Origin of the sequence: Lysinibacillus sp. UGB7 (assembly GCF_049058285.1) — a bacterium.
In the GTDB taxonomy this organism is placed as follows: Bacteria; Bacillota; Bacilli; order Bacillales_A; family Planococcaceae; genus Lysinibacillus; species Lysinibacillus sphaericus_B.
The window spans coordinates 34,685-52,876 of record NZ_JBMGUV010000013.1; the positions used below are offsets into that span (position 1 = coordinate 34,685).

Annotated in this window: 19 protein-coding genes and 3 pseudogenes; 9 read left to right on the forward strand and 13 right to left on the reverse strand. The window is 37.7% G+C overall.

Annotated elements, in window-relative coordinates; translation table 11 throughout:
• Positions 1-134 precede the first annotated feature (134 nt).
• Together ACOMCU_RS13325 and ACOMCU_RS13330 are read right to left on the reverse strand one after the other, a co-directional pair.
• A complete protein-coding gene (locus ACOMCU_RS13325; RefSeq protein WP_421050469.1) occupies positions 135-1,325 on the reverse strand; it encodes an MFS transporter in 1,191 nt (396 codons plus the stop codon).
• 5 nt (positions 1,326-1,330) lie between these two features.
• Positions 1,331-1,729: a MarR family winged helix-turn-helix transcriptional regulator gene (locus ACOMCU_RS13330; protein WP_010859008.1), complete on the reverse strand. Its 399-nt coding sequence runs from the start codon at positions 1,727-1,729 to the stop codon at positions 1,331-1,333.
• A gap of 409 nt (positions 1,730-2,138) precedes the next feature.
• Between ACOMCU_RS13330 and ACOMCU_RS13335 the strand changes: the two genes are divergently transcribed.
• Complete coding sequence (locus tag ACOMCU_RS13335; RefSeq protein ID WP_421050470.1) at positions 2,139-2,693, forward strand: DJ-1/PfpI family protein; 555 nt, start codon at positions 2,139-2,141, stop codon at positions 2,691-2,693.
• 61 nt (positions 2,694-2,754) lie between these two features.
• Here ACOMCU_RS13335 and ACOMCU_RS13340 read toward each other — a convergent pair whose 3' ends face one another.
• From ACOMCU_RS13340 to ACOMCU_RS13360, 5 genes are all read right to left on the reverse strand, one after another.
• Positions 2,755-3,087, reverse strand: coding sequence for a DUF3889 domain-containing protein (locus ACOMCU_RS13340; RefSeq protein ID WP_421050471.1), 333 nt, complete (start codon positions 3,085-3,087; stop codon positions 2,755-2,757).
• 208 nt (positions 3,088-3,295) lie between these two features.
• Positions 3,296-3,439 carry a hypothetical protein gene (locus ACOMCU_RS13345; protein ID WP_010859005.1) on the reverse strand — a complete coding sequence of 48 codons (144 nt, stop codon included), beginning with the start codon at positions 3,437-3,439 and terminating at the stop codon, positions 3,296-3,298.
• Between the two features lie 27 nt (positions 3,440-3,466).
• Complete coding sequence (locus tag ACOMCU_RS13350; RefSeq protein ID WP_010859004.1) at positions 3,467-3,682, reverse strand: hypothetical protein; 216 nt, start codon at positions 3,680-3,682, stop codon at positions 3,467-3,469.
• A 131-nt stretch (positions 3,683-3,813) separates the two neighbouring features.
• Entirely contained in the window at positions 3,814-4,650 is an 837-nt protein-coding gene (gene coaW, locus ACOMCU_RS13355; protein WP_010859003.1) for a type II pantothenate kinase, read from the reverse strand.
• Between the two features lie 629 nt (positions 4,651-5,279).
• Positions 5,280-6,014 (reverse strand): SDR family NAD(P)-dependent oxidoreductase, encoded by a 735-nt coding sequence (locus ACOMCU_RS13360; protein WP_421050472.1) that lies wholly within the window; start codon positions 6,012-6,014, stop codon positions 5,280-5,282.
• Between the two features lie 271 nt (positions 6,015-6,285).
• On the opposite strand from ACOMCU_RS13360, the gene ACOMCU_RS13365 reads away from it, so the two are divergent.
• Positions 6,286-7,107: a squalene/phytoene synthase family protein gene (locus tag ACOMCU_RS13365; RefSeq protein WP_421050473.1), complete on the forward strand. Its 822-nt coding sequence runs from the start codon at positions 6,286-6,288 to the stop codon at positions 7,105-7,107.
• Between the two features lie 76 nt (positions 7,108-7,183).
• On the opposite strand, the gene ACOMCU_RS13370 is transcribed toward ACOMCU_RS13365, so the two are convergent.
• Complete coding sequence (locus tag ACOMCU_RS13370) at positions 7,184-7,672, reverse strand: metal-dependent hydrolase (protein WP_010859000.1); 489 nt, start codon at positions 7,670-7,672, stop codon at positions 7,184-7,186.
• Between the two features lie 231 nt (positions 7,673-7,903).
• On the opposite strand from ACOMCU_RS13370, the gene ACOMCU_RS13375 reads away from it, so the two are divergent.
• From ACOMCU_RS13375 to ACOMCU_RS13390, 4 genes are all read left to right on the forward strand, one after another.
• Entirely contained in the window at positions 7,904-8,821 is a 918-nt protein-coding gene (locus ACOMCU_RS13375; protein WP_421050474.1) for a DnaD domain protein, read from the forward strand.
• A 73-nt stretch (positions 8,822-8,894) separates the two neighbouring features.
• Positions 8,895-10,139: a ferric reductase-like transmembrane domain-containing protein gene (locus ACOMCU_RS13380; protein ID WP_421050475.1), complete on the forward strand. Its 1,245-nt coding sequence runs from the start codon at positions 8,895-8,897 to the stop codon at positions 10,137-10,139.
• A gap of 605 nt (positions 10,140-10,744) precedes the next feature.
• Positions 10,745-11,104 (forward strand): BlaI/MecI/CopY family transcriptional regulator, encoded by a 360-nt coding sequence (locus ACOMCU_RS13385; protein WP_010858995.1) that lies wholly within the window; start codon positions 10,745-10,747, stop codon positions 11,102-11,104.
• 26 nt (positions 11,105-11,130) lie between these two features.
• Positions 11,131-12,405 carry a M56 family metallopeptidase gene (locus ACOMCU_RS13390; protein ID WP_421050516.1) on the forward strand — a complete coding sequence of 425 codons (1,275 nt, stop codon included), beginning with the start codon at positions 11,131-11,133 and terminating at the stop codon, positions 12,403-12,405.
• Positions 12,406-12,856: 451 nt separating this feature from the next.
• Here ACOMCU_RS13390 and ACOMCU_RS13395 read toward each other — a convergent pair whose 3' ends face one another.
• Together ACOMCU_RS13395 and ACOMCU_RS13400 are read right to left on the reverse strand one after the other, a co-directional pair.
• Positions 12,857-14,266, reverse strand: a complete 1,410-nt coding sequence (locus ACOMCU_RS13395) for a serine hydrolase domain-containing protein (protein ID WP_421050476.1) — start codon at positions 14,264-14,266, stop codon at positions 12,857-12,859.
• A gap of 34 nt (positions 14,267-14,300) precedes the next feature.
• Entirely contained in the window at positions 14,301-14,870 is a 570-nt protein-coding gene (locus ACOMCU_RS13400) for a TetR/AcrR family transcriptional regulator (protein WP_010858992.1), read from the reverse strand.
• Between the two features lie 305 nt (positions 14,871-15,175).
• Between ACOMCU_RS13400 and ACOMCU_RS13405 the strand changes: the two are divergent.
• Positions 15,176-15,325: pseudogene (locus tag ACOMCU_RS13405) on the forward strand (ATP-binding protein); the annotation flags it as partial.
• A 21-nt stretch (positions 15,326-15,346) separates the two neighbouring features.
• Positions 15,347-15,547: pseudogene (locus tag ACOMCU_RS13410) on the forward strand (DUF418 domain-containing protein); the annotation flags it as partial.
• 410 nt (positions 15,548-15,957) lie between these two features.
• On the opposite strand, the gene ACOMCU_RS13415 reads toward ACOMCU_RS13410, so the two are convergent.
• Positions 15,958-16,221 carry a hypothetical protein gene (locus ACOMCU_RS13415; protein ID WP_010858991.1) on the reverse strand — a complete coding sequence of 88 codons (264 nt, stop codon included), beginning with the start codon at positions 16,219-16,221 and terminating at the stop codon, positions 15,958-15,960.
• A 320-nt stretch (positions 16,222-16,541) separates the two neighbouring features.
• Between ACOMCU_RS13415 and ACOMCU_RS13420 the strand changes: the two genes are divergently transcribed.
• Positions 16,542-16,667 (forward strand): hypothetical protein, encoded by a 126-nt coding sequence (locus ACOMCU_RS13420; RefSeq protein WP_010858990.1) that lies wholly within the window; start codon positions 16,542-16,544, stop codon positions 16,665-16,667.
• 314 nt (positions 16,668-16,981) lie between these two features.
• Here the strand turns inward: ACOMCU_RS13420 and ACOMCU_RS13425 are convergent.
• Together ACOMCU_RS13425 and ACOMCU_RS13430 are read right to left on the reverse strand one after the other, a co-directional pair.
• Positions 16,982-17,271, reverse strand: a pseudogene (locus tag ACOMCU_RS13425) (phosphoribosyl-ATP pyrophosphohydrolase).
• Positions 17,272-17,387: 116 nt separating this feature from the next.
• The gene (locus ACOMCU_RS13430) at positions 17,388-18,083 is read right to left on the reverse strand and encodes a nuclease-related domain-containing protein (protein WP_421050517.1); all 696 of its coding nucleotides are present in this window, start codon (positions 18,081-18,083) and stop codon (positions 17,388-17,390) included.
• Positions 18,084-18,192: the final 109 nt, after the last annotated feature.

Below are 18,192 nucleotides of genomic sequence, written 5' to 3' on the forward strand. Positions count from 1 at the left end.
AAAAAATTTTTGGGTTGCTTAACTTCCTTTCTCGATGAAACCGCTGCGCTAAGCAAAAAAACAAAAATCGCCCCATCTTATGTTGCAGTAAAAGTCGATTTATAAGGGAATTTTATCGGATGCCAGTGCTGTCTTTATATGTGAGCTACATTTTTTGCTTTTATTTTGGCTAAACGCAGGAGATAAATGATAAAAACTACAACCAGTAAACCTGCTCCAGTTAAATAAACGGCAGCATAGCCCGCTTGTACGGCCACCATTCCTAAAATATAAGAACCTAGTGCAATACCGAGGTCAAACATTGTAAAGTATGTTGCGGTTGCATAACCACTGCGTGTATGGGCCGTTGATTGTACAGCTAAAGCCTGTAAGCTCGTTGTCACTGCCCCGTAGCCAAAACCAACAAAGATAGCTGCGCACAAAAATAATACTGGTCCTGATACAAACGCCAGCATAACAAGCCCGATAGCAAACGATAGTATGCCCGGAATGATAACAAATTGTGGCCCTTTCGTATCATAGAGCTTCCCTGTATATGGACGTGTAATGAGCATTGCTGCCGCAAATACTGCATAGAAAAGACTCGCAACAGCCATTAAATCCTTTTGCTGTGCGTAAATCGATAAGAACGATAACACACTCGCGTAAGAAAAAGCTATTAAGCTTGCAATGGCAGCAACCGGTAAAGCCTTACGTTCAAATAAATCGTTAAACTTAAATGTCAATTTCCCTTGATATGCAGGTTGCGGTAAATCATCCGTATTAATCGTGGCTGCTAATAGACCACCTGCTAAAACGCATATACTCATGACAATAAATAACACATTAAAACTACTATATTGAATTAATAGTAAGCCAATGAATGGGCCAATAACGACGGCTAAATTTGTAGACATTGTGAAATAACCCAGTCCTGCTCCCTTGCGGCTCACAGGCACAATATCCGCTGCTAATGAACCTGCCGCGGTTGTAATAACACTAAAAAATATCCCTTGAATAAATCGTAAGCCCAATAACAGCCCAAATGGATGAATGAATAAATATAAAACCGTACATAAAAAATAGCCCGCAATAGAGATGACTAATGGTTTTTTCTTCCCAAAGACATCTAATAATTTACCGGAAAAGGGACGGACAATAATTGCCGATAATAAGAAACCCGATAATAATAGTCCCGCCTCCTTGTCTGTTTGGTGAAGCTCGCCAATCGCATAGAGCGGCAATGTCGTGACCAAACCATAGAAAACAAAAAACACGGATATATTCGTCAAAAACAAACTAATGAACCGCTTCGTCCATATTTGAGTACTTTCCCCTTGTTGCATGCCAATCAACCTTTCATTTTTTGCAATAGGTTCATAAATTGCTGCTGCTCTTCCACAGTCAGTGAACCAACCATTTCTGCCTCAAATGCTAAAATTGTTGCAGTAATCGCAGGTAAGCGCTCCTCTGCCATCGCAGATAAGGTCACAATTTTTTCACGCTTATCTTCCCCATCAATTCGCTCCACCCAACCCAAATCTTCAAGTCGAGAAATCCCTCTTGTCACGCTTGGTGCCTCAACATTTAAATATTTCCAAATTTGTGTTAACGTCATGGCTCCGTGCTTCTGTAAGCAATATAAAATTGTCCATTGCGAACTATACAGATTGTGCTGTTTCAATACTTCATTTAAACAATTCGTTAAATAACGACTTTTTTGGAATAAAGCATGGAATATTGGATTCATATTATCACCTCCTCATTTATTTACCTAGCTAAACAAATACTATACGCTTCATTTTTTTCATTGTAAAGAAAGTTGCTTGAACATTCATCGACTGCGCTACCGGCGATTTTCGTGGTTTTAGCGGCGATTTTGACGGTTCTATCAGCGATTATTCATGTCTATCAGCGATATTTCATGGTCTACTAGCGATTCTGACGATTATCCATGGTCTAACAGCTATTCTGACGGTTATACCGGCGATTATTCATGTTCTATCAGCGATTCTCTCGGTTCTTTCAGTGCTATCTATTACTAAATCTGCTAACTAAATATCACCTTAAATTTCCTGTAAAATTAGCCAATTCAGCAGGGAATCTTCCTAAAGTGTCGAATAAAGCTACTAGATTCACAAAGAAAAGGAGATGGAGTTATGGGGAAAAATATTTTAATTATTGCAGGTGACGCTGTAGAGGCGTTGGAAATTTATTATCCATATTATCGCTGCTTAGAGGCTGGCTATAACGTGACGATTGCAGCACCTTCTGCGAAGAAATTGCAAACGGTACTGCATGATTTTGTTGAAGGCTTCGATACATACATCGAGCGTCCTGCGTATGGCTTAGAGGCCCATTCTGCCTTTGCAGATATTGATCCATCGACATTTCATGGGTTAATCATTCCGGGTGGCCGAGCACCGGAATACATTCGTTTAAACGAGCATGTCCCTGCGATTGTCAGCCATTTCTTTGAAGCCAATAAACCGATTGCCGCAGTCTGTCATGCAGCTCAAATTTTCGCGACCATTCCCGAGGTACTTAAAGGGCGCGAGCTAACAGCCTATATTGCCTGCAAGCCTGAAGTCCAAGTAGCAGGTGCTACTTATATTGATGCGAACTTGCATACAGACGGCAATCTCGTAAGTGGTCATGCATGGCCTGATTTACCTGGTGTCATGCGTGAGTTCATTCAAAAATTACAAGGTTAATTACAGTAAAGAGGATGCCTGAACAATGTAGGCACCCTCTTTTATCGTTGAGTCTAAATGTTTATCTAGCGGTTTCTTGAAACTCAATATTCTCCACTTTTTCCGTTGCAGTCGTATACTTAATTCTTACATAAACGCCGAATTCCTTGTTACCATCTTTTAGCCATAGCTTAAATTTTTCTATCGTTGACTGTGCAGAAGTTTCGCTTCCTTCATGCAGATAGTCAACAATTTTCGCACCGGGATATTTGGCGTGTGTCTCTATGATAGCAAGCCTTCCCCATTTCGCGTAGCTAGGCGTTTGTTGTTGCGCATGAGTAATCGTTGGCATATGAAGAGGCGCAGCATTAACCATCATAAAAATTCCAAGTGCAATAAATAATTTTCGCATCATTGAACGCCTCCTTTTACTATAGATTGCGCAATTTACTGAATATCATTTATTCTTTGGAACGTGAAGAAAATGGCATCGGCTCTGTTTAGCCACCAATATTAAGTGGAAACAAATCTTTATCAGTTGGCATAGATTTGCTGTAACAGTAAAAAATAAATGCACTATAAGTATTTATAGCCTTCTTTAGGGCATTAATTTTGTACTTGTTTTATTTATTGCTTTGTTTCGGTTGTTGCACGTTATTATGAATCACTGCATTAAACTCAGCTGAATATTCTTCACGATCATTCTTGTTCTTTTTTTTATGTTCTTGCTTTTTCTTTTTAAAACTTGTTTTACCTTTCTTCGCCATTGCCATTCCACCTCCAGCTAAGATTGACTATTTTCTTTTATTGGACTGCTGATTTTTATCATGGTTCGTTTTATTGTTTTTGTTCTTTGCTTTCGCATCAAATTCTGCAGAGAATTCTTCGTTTAGGTTGTCATTCGGGTTATTGTTATTACTATTACTGTCGTCAAGGTCTTTGCTTTTGTAGGTATCAAAAGGATTATGCGTTCTGACATTCATTGTCTTTTTGTTGTTTTTATTTCCCATTAGCTGTTCACCTCCTCGAGTCTAATGTGCTCAGGATAGAAGGTTTTATGCTTCAGGAATATTTCTTCTGACGATAGAAAAATGGAGGTGCCTCAAAAGTCTTTTGAGACACCTCCATTCCTACCAGTCGATTAGACAGTAGTATATTCTGTAATATTAAGCAGTGCACCAACTGCACCTGAAAAGCCGTGATCATTGATAAAAACCGGTGTATGCTTTTTCGTACGCGTGTAATTGGCGATTACATTGGCGAGATGATCATTATTGCTAAGCGTTGAGCCGATATAGACAATATGTTGGGCATTTTTTTCCTCGGCATATTGAATGCTAAGCGTTGTAATTACTTCCCCCACAAGCCCTTGAACAGTTGCAAGGATATCCTCTGCTGGCTGTTTAATGGCTTCTGTAATACCAACCTTGCCAAAGTTACTTGCCGTTAAATGTCCATCAATGGGTGTGTCCATTCCTTGATAAATATCTTTTACCAGTAAATCAACATCTTCCCGCTTTCCTTTAACGGCCATTTCACGTATTTCGTTGTAATCAGTAATGCCCGTTGTAAGCGCTGACAATCCAATTAATGTGCCACCGCCAACACCTGTTCCTCCAACACGAATATGCGTATTTCCTTCCATATAATGAATGGAAGTTCCCGTACCAATGTTGGTAATCATACTACGTTCAAAGAGATACCCTTCTTTATTTAACAAAAAACGGACACCTTTCAATGTAGCTTCAAATTCTACTATATAATGAATCGATTTCATTGTTTTAATGACATCAAGTAATTGTTCCGTACGTCCCCCCGTAACGCCAATATCCTCAATATCTGGATTATTTATAATCCAATCCTTTACAGCCTGCAAATCATTAGACGGGAAAGTTGATAGAATAAGTTCATTATGTTCGTCTAAATAAGCAACTTTCGTCAATGTGCCGCCTGCATCAATACCTATAGCCTTTGGCATACCATTCTCCTTTTACTTTATTCAGTAGAAATCTCCTATCTCTATAGATGCTGAGATGAATACTAGTTTAGCTTTTATTCAGTCAATGCATAAGCGCCACCTGAATATAGTTCATGCCCCCAGCGAATGTCACGGATTTTGAAACAGTCATTGTACTTCCACAATTCAAAATCTCGACGCCATGTGTAGTTGCATGCTTGCGAAGTGTAACAACAAAGTGTCAGCGACAATTATGCCGAGGTGTAATTGAATATTCGCCCTCCCTAAACTTTACCCCTGTTGAAATGATTGTGCAATAACTTAGCAAACTTTCATGAAAAAAACACGAAAAATATCAAAATCCTTTTATTATTTACACGATTATAGCGTTTCATTTTTAATACCTTAGTTCGATTAATGGTCGTTAAAAATTCAAGCAATGAACGTAACTAACGGTCAGTAAGACGCACACCACAAGTAAGCACACTAGGTGGTCTATCAACTCCGATTGGTTCAACTAACGTTCAGTGGGGATGCAAAAAAACCACTGATAGAGTTTTACTTTATCTTTACTCTATCAAAAAATGCAAAAAAGTGAAAATGCAGTGATTACATGCATTTCCACTTTTATGAATATCTATTTTAGCTAATTAACGGGCTGAGTAGCCGCCATCAATGACAAGCTCTCCGCCTGTAATGTAGGAAGCTTCATCAGATGCTAAGAATAAAATGGCTTTGGCTACTTCTTCTGCTTGTCCGAGACGTCCCATCGGTGTGGCACGAATCAACATGTCCATTGCTTCTTTAAATTGACCAATATTAGCAGTCATTGGTGTTTCGATGACACCAGGGAAAACAGTGTTAATACGGATATTGAATTGACCGAATTCAGCAGCTGCAGCACGGGCAATTGCGCGTAATGAACCTTTTGAAGCCGAGTATTCGTTAAAGCCTGAACCAATAATAGCTGTATACGATGAAGTATTAACAATTGAGCCTTTACCCGCTTCTATCATATACTTCGAAACATGCTTGATACCTAAGAAAGGACCAAATGAGTTAATTTTGTGCATCAGTGCCCAGTCTTGCTCTGTAATATCGTCTGGCATTTTTTTACCTGCAATACCTGCATTATTAATTAAAATATCAATACGACCGTATTTTTCAACGACAGCTTTTGTCACTTGTGCCCAGTTTTCATCGGAAGAAACGTCTAATTTCATTCCTTCTACGTTTGTTAATTCAGAAATTTTTGCTAAGTTTTCTTCGTTAATATCGGCTGCAATGACTGTTGCGCCCTCTTTGTAAAACAATTCTGCCATGGCGGCACCCATTCCTGATGCGCCACCTGTAATAATGGCAATTTTATTGTCTAATCGTCCCATGCTTAAAAACTTCCTCTCATTTAAATTCACCTCGGCGTAGTTATGTTCATTTGACACACAATAACAACAGCCAGGTCCAATACCTTTAAATCTCCACATTAATGTTTATTAATATATTGTTTAGATTTAAATAGTTTACTATTAAACTTTATCACTTTTTTTAAGCATTTACAAAGAATATGGCTGTAAATTGAACAATCTGTTTTATCTTTCCCCACTTTTGCGATACGATATACTATAGATGTGGTACCATTTGAACGGAGGAATACAAGTGAAAGATCAAAAAAAACTCTATAAAGAAGCGATGCATGTTTTAAAAGAAACAAGTCGCACATTTTATATACCGATTACTTTTTTAAAAAACGATTTGAAAATGTCTGTTGCAGCCGCTTATTTAGCGATGCGCGCAATTGATGAAATCGAAGACCACGAAATGCTGTCAAACGATTTAAAGTTCGATTTACTTACAGCTACAAGTGAATTATTAAAGGCTGACTTCGATGCTGAAGCGTATGCTGCGTTAGTAAACCCTTATGCTGAGCAATTGCCTGAAGTATCGCTTCGTTTAGCAGATTGGCTGACATTTTGCCCAGAAGGCGCACGTAACATTGTCCAAGCATCCACAAGTGAAATGGCATTTGGGATGGCGAAATGGGCAAAAGCAAACTGGCAAGTGCATACACGTGAGGATTTGGATGATTATACATACTACGTGGCAGGGCTGGTTGGTACCATGCTATCAGAGCTTTGGGCATGGGGTGCAGACATTCAAACTGACCGTGAGTTGGCAATTGGCTATGGGCGTGGGCTACAAGCTGTCAATATTTTACGCAATCAACACGAAGATTTGGATGATCGCGGTGTCAGTTTCGTGCCAGATGGCTGGACTCGCGATGATTTATTTGCCTATGCGGAGGAGAACTTAGCGAAAGCAGACCTGTATATGAAGGATATTCATAAACGTACAGTATTGCTGTTCTGCCGTCTTCCACTTGCATTAGCACATAAAACGTTGAAAGCGATGCAAGATGGCCGTGAAAAAATGACACGCGCCGAGGTTGAGCAAACCGTTGAAGAGGTAAAGGCAGATTAGGTGGTGCCTGGCACGCACACAATTTTCACACAATTTAATACCCCTGCGCACAGTTCACGCAGGGGTTATTTACTTTTCAGATAACACGAACGAATTGACTAATGAGTTCATAGCCAAAATATAGTGAGAGTCCTGATAACAGTGCTAACACGACCTTTTCCACTTTCCCTCCCGTTTTCGTTGTGAGTGGAAAACGCACCGAAATTTTTATGGGGAAAAATAACTTGACGCCTTGTTTCGTGCCCATATCGAGCAGTATATGACTAACCATTCCGACTATGATACCCGCCGTAATGGCTTCAAAGGGCATAAATGCGTGCAATAGTGTCACGACTAGAAATAAGAACAGTAAACTATGTGTGAAGGTACGATGTCCAAATAGCTTATTGACGATTTTCGAGATGATGGGAAACGTCCGCCCTATTTTACTACCGCCATGGCAAATATCCGGAAGTAATGCACCGACAATGCCCGCCCCTACTAAGACGAATGGGTTATCATTGGAAATTTGTGCAAAGGCAAGGCTTGCTGTAATGCCCCCAACGATATGTGTATTCCCTTGCATAATGATTTCCTCTCCTTATGTATGATAAAAATCTACTTTCCTAATTTAACACACTTCGCACAAAAAGAGAACACACATTCCGAACATACACTCGTATTCACGCTTATTTCAATATTTTTTCTATTTTCTGTCCCTCTTTCAGTCCTACAACGATATATATTGAATGACATGAAAAATGCTTTGTATAGCATTTCTCATCTCACAAACCGACTTGAAGGAGACGTGACGATAATGAACTTACTAATAAACGAATCCCCGCTGCAAGTATTGCCTACACTCGCTGTAAAAATTGGACTCAATCAAGCTCTCGTTTTACAGCAAATGTATTATTGGTTGCGCATTGCTAAGAACTATCGGGACGGACATAAGTGGATTTATAAAACGTTAGAGGATTGGCATAAGGAATTTCCATTTTGGTCAAAAAGTACACTTGAACGTACTATCCGAAAACTGGAGGAACAGCAGTTGATAGTGGTTGGGCATTACAATCGCTTGAAAATGGATCGCACCAAATGGTATCGATTAAATCAAGAAGCGATTGCAGACCTGTGTACGGATCAATGTACGCAACATGATGACATGCAAGTTAGCAAAATGACTGAACCCACAAGTGCATCTTCCGAACTTCCATGCCAGCAAAACGACGAGAACGGTGCCAGCAATTTGACGTCAGCAATACCAAAAGATTACACAGAAAACACAACAGAGACTACCTCATTCGATTCACAGCATGACAAGAAAGCTGTGCCAACCGCTGAACAGTTTCATATTGACAATGGCTTTGGTCGTTTAAACCCCTATATTGCTCAAAAAATAGCTTTTTGGAAAAATCATTTGAATGAGGACTTAGTGATATTTGCCATGAAAACAGCCATCAACTATCAAGTGCCGAAATGGAGCTATGTCGAATCGGTGTTAAAGGATTGGCAGCATAAACAGCTAAAAACTGTGGGAGATGTGGAGATTTATAAGCAATCGACTCAAACAAAACGGCAAGCTGGGCTTAAACAACAGCGCACCGAAATCATTCCACATTGGTTCCAAAAGCGTCAGAATGCACACGCTCATGAGGAAAGTGAACATGCACTTCCTATTGATTTTGAAGCAGAACGCAAAAAAATACTAAAAAAATTGAACCGTCATCTGTAAAAATCACCAACAATTCCGGTATTTATTGTATATCTAGTAGGGCAAACGATAAAAATGAGTACTGGAGGTTATTATGAAATCTTATAAAGGAATTTTATTTATCATCATCATCATGTGTGGTAGTACTTTCCTGTGGTATTTTGCGAAGCCGATAGAGACAATTCATGAACTAAATAAGCTCAGTCATATGATTGCAGGTTTGGCCATTACAGGATTCTTTCTAGTATTTTTATTGTCTACAAGAATGAAATGCATCGAACGCTGGTTCCACGGCTTAGAGCATGTCTATGTTTATCATAAATATCTGGCTATTCTATCATTAGGGCTTGTGATTTTACATGGGCAATTGCAAAATATGGTGCCTGACTGGGATAAAGTGACAAAAAATTCACTCACCGAATTGGCTAAAAATTTTGGAGAACTTGCACAAAATGGCTTTATCGCACTTATTGTGATTGCCCTATTTGCCAAATTTCTAAAATATGAGCACTGGCGCATCATCCACCGGTTATTACTCATCCCTTATGCATTCGGTCTCTATCATGCCTATTTTTCGAGTCGCTATGATTTATTACAGCCGACACCTTTAGGTATTTTCACAGCACTCACTGCAACCATCGGATTCATGTCTGCCCTTTACATGCTCACTATGTATCAGGACATGTGTTTTCAGCACACAGGTAAAATTACAGGCATCCAAAAAATTACTGCAAACGCCGTTGAAATAGAATTGACACTCGATAAAAAACTCGCTTATCGTGATGGACAATTTATCTTTTTGAAAATATTTCAAGAGGATTTAGAGGAAGCACCTCACCCCTTCTCCATAACGGCTGGAGATGGGCAAAAAATAAATGTCACGATTAAGGCACTTGGCGATTTCACGAAAAAAGTGAATGCACTGATTCAGCTAAATACATCCGTCTCCATTGAAGGCCCCTATGGTCATCTAAACTTCGAAGCTGGCAACAAACATCAACTTTGGATAGCAGGTGGAGTCGGCATTACCCCCTTTTTATCGTATTTAAAATCTACGCCAGTGAATCAAGATATTGAATTGTTTTACAGCTATCACGGACAGGACGACGCCATCCACACAGATTTTTTACAAGACTTTGCGAAGGATAATCCACATTTCAAAGTGAACTTTATTGACACAACGCAAATGGACAGGCTTTCTTTTGAAAATTATAACGTGCCTGCTCATACCAGCATCTTTATGTGTGGCCCTGTAAAAATGGTAAAACGCTTCTCAAAGCAATTCAAATCCAACAACCGCGACGCCGACATCAACTTTGAAACCTTTAAATTTAAGTAATGGAACGTGTGACCTTTTGAATGAAAGAATCTAAAGTTTAAAGCCATCAATCATCTTGTAAAAAGACCTCAAAAAGTATAATAAATTGAAGAATTGAATAAATTAAAAGACTGATTGATGGGGGTACATCCATCAGCTAAATATAATAGCAAGTTCCCTCAAAGGGACTGGCTACTTATAGGTTAGCTAACCCATCTGAGCCGTTAACTCAAGGATGGGTTATTTTTTATGGTTAAATGAAAGAATAGACCCAATCAACGCTGCGAACGCCAGCGCAATCAAAATTAATTAGGGTTGTATTATTAAATACATGTACAGATTTGCTTTAGAACCTGCACTTAAAATTCAGTTTGATGTCAACTGTAAATTGAAGCCGAGGCACATTAACAGAGCCATCATCGATGAAGACTTTACTAAGCTTTTAATACATGTTAAATGGGTTAGACACAGTATCGAAAGGTTCATTTATCGATATAATTATGCCCTTAAAACGGGTTTTCTACAACAGACTATCTCAATAGTCTTGACAACCACAGACTATCGCAGTAGTATTAGTTTGTGGCAAACTATTGCAATAGTCCACTTAAGAAAAGGAGCATGCGCGTATGCAAGTTAAATTGTTTGATTCGGAATTACAAGTCATGAATATTTTATGGGAAGAAGGCGATTTGACAGCTAAACAGCTCTCACAAATACTAAACGAACGAATAGGTTGGAATAAAAATACCACCTATACAGTCATAAAAAAATGTATAAAAAAAGAGGCCATTGAAAGAATTGAACCTAACTTTATCTGTCATCCAATCATCAAAAAAGAACAGATACAAGAACAAGAAACGACGGAATTGATTGATAAAGTATTTAATGGTTCTAAATCTTTACTATTCGCATCCTTACTAGACAAAAAGAAAATGTCCGCGAGTGAGATCGATAAATTAAAGCAAATTGTTAAAGATCTTGAGTGAGGAATTATGATATGAGTATTCTCAACATGAGTGTAGACGCATCTCTCCTCCTCATCATTGTGCTATTGATGAGGATATTAGTAAGAAATAAAGTGCCCAAGCAAACATTTTTAATTCTTTGGGGAATCGTTGCATGTAAACTACTCATCCCCTACTCTTTTTATTCAAAGTTGAGCATACAGCCTATGCTGAAAAACTTATTTGTTACGCTCACTCACTCAAATAATTCGGAAAGTATGCACAATACAATCGAAATTGCACAAACATCAAACACGTTCTATCATCAGCTTTTGCTTGTGATGACAAGCGATTTCATTCTGTACCTTTGGGCATGTGGCGGTATCGGGGTTTTGCTATTCTTTGTAGTGGCCTATGTTAGATTTTATAAAGAATTTCAAACAGCCATCCCAGTGAGGAATAATGAGTATCTCAATCAATGGCTAAACGAACATCAGTTAAAAAGAACGATTCAAATTGCAGTATCAGATAGAATTACAACCCCTTTAACATATGGAATCTTTAAACCAGTCATCTTATTGCCAAAATCAACAAATTGGGAAGACGCTGCAAGTATTCAGTTTATTCTCACGCATGAATTAATTCATATTAAACGCTTTGACGTTTTGTGGAAAGTCATTTTAACGATTATGGTAGCTTTACATTGGTTTAATCCATTAGTGTGGCTTATGTATTTTTTAGTAAACAGGGACATTGAATTGTCCTGCGACGAAAGGGTTATTAGGCAGTTTGGAGATAAGGCAAAGTCTGCATATGCACGATCTCTCATCAATATGGCAGATGAAACCTATACGGTTGCGCCGCTTTGTAATCATTTTAGTAAAAATGGGATTGAAGAAAGGATAGTGTCCATTATGACCTTAAAGAAAAAGTCGGTTTTAGGAACAGCATTAGCATGTACATTAGTCATTGGAGGAATGACCGTCTTTGCAGCAACTGGCCAAGAGCCACCAACGCTGAAAGAAGGCAAGGAACAAAATGCAGCTATTGTTACTAATGCATCAAATAGTACGACAGAACCACGTGTCATCACAACAAATGTAGGCAAAGAACAAAATGCAGCTCTTGTTACGGGTGCATCAAATAGTACGACGGAACCACATGTCATCTCAACAAATAAAGGCAAAGAACAAAATGCGGCTCTTGTTGCGGGTGCATCAAATAGTACGACGGAACCACATGTCATCTCAACAAATAAAGGCAAAGAACAAAATGCCGCTCTTGTTCCTAATGCTTCAAATAGTGCGACGAAACCAAGTGTAATCACAACAAATAAAGAATAAATAAATTACTGAAAAGACTAGTCCTGAAATCCGGGACTAGTTTCTTCATGTACTCCAGCATTTTTTCATAAGAAAACTCAAATGCCTTGGTATAAAGATTGATTCGATTAACTTAATAAACCTTAATAAAAGAACAAATAGAAAAGCGTGTTTTAAAAAAAGTTTGATCAAAACAAACTTTTTCTATTTGCAATTGAATCATCCTTTGATAAAGTGAAACTTCAATCAGTGGAGTTTTTCTTCATCCCCCACTGATTGTTAGTTGAACCAATCGGGCTTTTACGGTCAGTTGATCGACCACCTAGTTGACTCATTCTCATCTTTCCGCTTGAGGTGGGCGTCTTACTGACCATTATTACGGGATAAAAAGTTTGATAACTTTTGTGATCCTTGCTCAATAAAGCGCCCTATAATTGAATATTTTATTATTTGTAGTAGCCCAAGGATTTGCTTAGTAGATAAATTTCTTTTTAATAATAGTTATAATTAATGTCATAATTCCATTAAGAGCAAATATTACTACCAAACAATAGCTTAATAATGCTATGTCCGGTGCGAAAAAACTAACACTTTTCCATGGGGTACCTATAACATAAACAAATAGTGGGATTAATCCAACAGCTAGGAGGAGTGAGATAATTCCAACCGAGAACGTTATTTTTTTGTTTAGAACCTTCTTTCTTCTAAGACTGAAGAAATGGAATATCGTTAAAATAGCTAAGAGGAATGTAGCCACCAGTAGACTCCATTGGATACTATAGCTCTGAACAGGCAATTCATCTGGTTCTTTTCCGTTCAGGATAGAACGAATTCCATTCATTATATGAGACACTTGAGCATCTTCTATAAAATTATATTTATTGGTTAAAAGCACTGCTGCAATATTCTCTTCAGGTATAAAAAACATTTGCGCTCTAAAATCAGATGTTGCCCCACCGTGGAAAGGGAAATGTTCTGTTTTAGAAAAATGCCAACCGAAACCATATGTTTTACCTTCTTCTGGAGGAGTTTTTAATAACTCCAGGTTTTCTTCTGATATTAAGTCTCCGCCATCTAACATAAATGTTAAAAATTTCGCTAAATCATTTGAACTTGAAGCGATATAGCCGTAAGGTGCTCCCGCATGATCATAGAATCCATCACTAACAACTGGCTTACCAAACCATGACTCAAAACCAGATACATACCCTTTTTCTACCGCACTTTCATAATCAGCAGCGGTATTTTCCATACCAAGCGGGGTAAAAATATTCGTATTCAAAAAATCTGAAAAGGTTTGATTTGAAACATTTTCAATAATTGCCCCTAAGAGTAAATAGTTAGCAGAGTTATATTCATAAACCTCTCCAGGCACGTGAGATAACACTACACCACTTAGTTCTTTTATAGCTTGATTGATTGCCCCCTCTTTCGGCCTATCCTTGTCCGTCACTTTAAGACCTTCAAGCTCACTAATACCACTTGTTTGTTCTAATAGATGCAAAACTGTAATTGGTTTGGAACTGTCTGTTTTATAGGTAAACGATGGAATATAGGACTGTATTGGTTCATCCAGCTTTATTTTGTCCTCTTCCACTAACATCATAATTGCCAGAGATGTAATTGGTTTGCTTAAAGAACCGATAAGAAACGGTGTGTCTGCTGTGACATTTGACCCATCACTTAAAATACCCCATTGATTGTGATAAATCGTTTCCCCGTTTTCTAATATCGCCAATGATGTGCCGGGAATATTATACATAACTAAGGACTCTTCCATAAACTTTGTTATTTTCTGTTTAGTATCTTCCGTTTTAGCAGAAACAGAGAAAGGGGTTAGGAGGAGTAGTAAGCTCCCTATAAAAATGATTGCTTTTTTCATTGTTTTTCTCCTCATATGAACAATCTACGTTCTATTAATCTTTAATTGCTTCTTTTTTCAAATAGATCTCTAATAAGTCAATTAACAATGTATACGTTTGATCAAGGTCAAATTCGTCATCGAACATTTTTTGGAGGGCTAGTCCATCGAAGCAAGCCAATAAAATACTGGCAAGGGCATCAGTTTCTTTGGCTTCAACATTTAGGTTCTTCAAGGGATTAGAAAGACTCTCTCTCCCGTTTTGTAAAATGTTTGCTACTTCTTGTTTATATGGATCATTTTTTAATCCTAAAGAATAAAGCTCATATCTCCAACGATACCAATCAGGATCTTTTTCTACTCTTGATTTAATTTCAAACAAAACATCCAATGGATTCATTTCCGACTCTTTTTTGCCATCATATTGAATATGATATCGTTTTTGAATAGCACTCTGCACGGAGAATAACAATTCTTCCTTATTCTTAAAATAATAATGAACTAGTCCAGGAGTAATGTCAGCTTCGTGAGCAATGTCCTTTATAGAGGCATTATTGAATCCCTTCCTACTAAACACTTTATACGCCGCATCAATTAATCGTTGACGTTTATCATTAGCACTCATTTTATCTCTCCTTATTGTTTGGTTGACCAACCAAATTATATTTCGTATTGTAGCAGAAAGTCAATTGAATATTCAAAAAATATTTGCTTTACATAAAAAATTGGGCTATTAAAAGAAGATTATCAATGAATTATACAAATTACATTCATATATATAGTATTTAACCATAAAAAAATGAGCAGTAAGCTAACCTTGAGAACATTAACTACTGCTCATAATTAAAGTCTACATAAACCATCAATGCTTCCAATACTGTCAATGGCACCACGCCACTTTCAAAATGGGAGTGAGCAAACCACCCTTGACGAGGGGATAAGGCGAGAAAGGAAGATGGAGGGTCTGGTATTGGACTTGCCATCTCTAAAAGAATTATAGAGCTCCATGGTGGAACAATTAAGGCTGATTATAGAGAAGGTTGGTTAACCTTTACAATCGAATATATCATTAAAGAATAATAGCTTAATGAATATGGTTTAGCATTACATGGGAAATTAGGCGTTTTTGGCGAAATTCTATTTGGGATAGTTCTTTACAGTTTGCAATGTATGTTCAGCCTTGCTTATTTAAAGAAATTTAATCGAGGACCATTTGAAACGATACTTCGAATTTGGACAAATTGGTCTTGGAACGGACAGATTAAGATAAAATCGAAGGGAATTACTTTACATGAACAGTGACTCCAAAAAGCACTTGTGCTGCTGTAGCTGCGCTTAACACTATTTGTAATATAATTAACATTTAACCTTACTTGGAAACAACTATATAAATTTTGGAATTCGTTTTCACCTGCCCCCTACTGTATATTAGTACGACCTAATATACAGCTTAGGGGGCGTTTTGTTGCTCCAGCGAAATATGACCACTGGCTATAAACCACACAAACTAGGGATTTTCAATGACAAGCAACCTGGCATTATCATAAAAAAGCACTTGAAGACCGTCTACGTACACTCGATACTAAGTGCATACTATTACAATTCGTAAGACGCTGGTATTACAGAATGCTAAAATTTTGTTGTAAACAAATAATATCAACTAAAAACAAAATAAATGTTTGTTTTAGTTGATATTAGAAAATTAATCATTTTTAATTATTAACGATATTTAGGCACCAGCAGAAATTATCCCAAGCAGAATACCAGCCGTTGAAAATTTCGGACGAATCATCCCAACGCACTTCGAATTTCTTTTGACCGTCTACATCCACTAAATATAAAGCAAGGGTCTCATCCGCCTTAGAGACAACTATCTTCATCCCCACTTCAAGTTCTTCTTCAGTAAATGGAACGTCTGAAACCGATCGTACCTGTGCCTGTTCAAATACTTGTTTTTTAATAATTCTGTAATTCATATTAAACCTCCAATAAAACTTTCTATTAATTTTAAATCCTACTTTATCTGTAAATGATAGGACTATAAAATTATATCCTATATTCATTCAGCAATGAAATCAATATAAAAAAAAGCTTTGCTCTTTTTAATTGCACCAACCGCAAGACTGCTCTGACCAAAAAAATGAGTTTTTACAGACTTTTTTTAAACATAAAAGTATCTATATGAACCCGTTGTACGGCGGACGCTTTTCGCTCATGCTATTCTTTGCAGAAGTCGCCGCCTGCGCTCCAATCAACTAGTGTACGTCTATAAATGATTGAGGTGATGATATAAATAATGAAAGACATAAATTTAAAAATGCTGGCAATTGACCAAATGGTGCCTGAAGATCATTTAGTACGCAAATTGGAAGCTGCTATTGATTTTAATGTTATCTATCCATTAGTAGCATCTCTGGTCTAGAAAACACTTAATGTTTACAGTCTTTTTTGTTCCTCACAACAGCTACAATTGCTGTCATAGCGATGATTGCTCTATTTTGCCAATAAAAAGAAGTAACCACCCTCCGCTAACGGCATGTAAGCAGGGTAATTACTCTTTGAGCTAAACATTCTTATTACTGGCCAACCGCATTTCAAGCGGTATGTCAGCTACATTGACTGGGTGTTACAGCACTCAGTCTTTTTTTATTCTGACTTGATTCTTTCGGTTGAATTGCATAGTCTCTATAACAATCATTTCCGCTTCTTATAAATGCATGCGCTGATGTATTTTCATCACTCCTCCACCTCAATTAAATATATACCTTCTGAAAATCCGCCGCGTTGCTCCTTCTTCTGCACACGAATTTGTTCTATTTGTTCATATGTCACTCCGTAAACATCTAAAACCGTATGTACTAGCTCCAAAATATCAGCGAGTTCTTCTATTGCGTCTTTTGGAGAAGTGGCCTCTTGAAATTCCAGTGCCTCCTCTTGCATTTCGCTTAAATTTCATTTAAAAGTTCGCTTGGTTCTAACACTCTGGTCACACATGTTTTACCGGTTGCTTCAATTACTTGAGGAATCAAATCCCGCACTAATTTATTTTAGACAGGCATTTACTGTACTCCTTTTTAAACATTAATACTCATATGGTAGTAGTATAGCAATATCTTTAAAGTAGATTACTATCATGACTCCTTCATTTCCCATATTTCTGCTGAATCGTTTGGATGTGTCGGTTTTTTACTTCTTGCGATACGTGCATTTGAGGCAAGAGCTTCTTGTAGATAGCATCGATATCAGCTTGCGTAAAATATTGCTTGCCAGATTGTTTACGCGTTTCGATAAAGTGCGGCAAATCTTTGCGCTTTATGACGTGGACATTGTGCGAAGTCACCTCAATTTTTTTCAGCTCGCAACGTTCACTAAAAACGATCACAGAATGAATCACTTCACTTGGTAATGCTAAGGAATCTTGAACAGCTCTGATATGTGTAGCATTTTGGCGAATCGGATTATAAAACTTAAATTTTTTCTTATTGGGCATCGTTTGTGTCCATTGCTGATGTGCTTCGTTGCCAAAAATCCAACCACTGTAGTTTTTCGATTCAATCACATAAAGTCCCGTTCGATCTATATAAAGTAAATCGAGCTCCGTCATGTCCTGAGACTTTCTTTTTGGTACATAGACATTGACTAACTGCTGATGACTTTTCAGTGCATGCTTTTCGATGATTCGCGATGTTAAATACTCACCATACCTACCTTTATTGAACATAACCGTCATCAAATTATGATGTGTCCGTTCATAATAAATACTTTTACGATAAGCCCTTTGTTTACAATAAAAGGCTAGCGTTGCCGTCATGCATAATAATAAAAACACGATTAACATCAAACCCTCATCCCCCCCGGTAATTGCAATAGTTCCACTAAAATTTCTAATCCAAGGGCAAGCACTTAATAGCCATCCGTAATAATCCCTTTTGAAATCGAAATTGTAC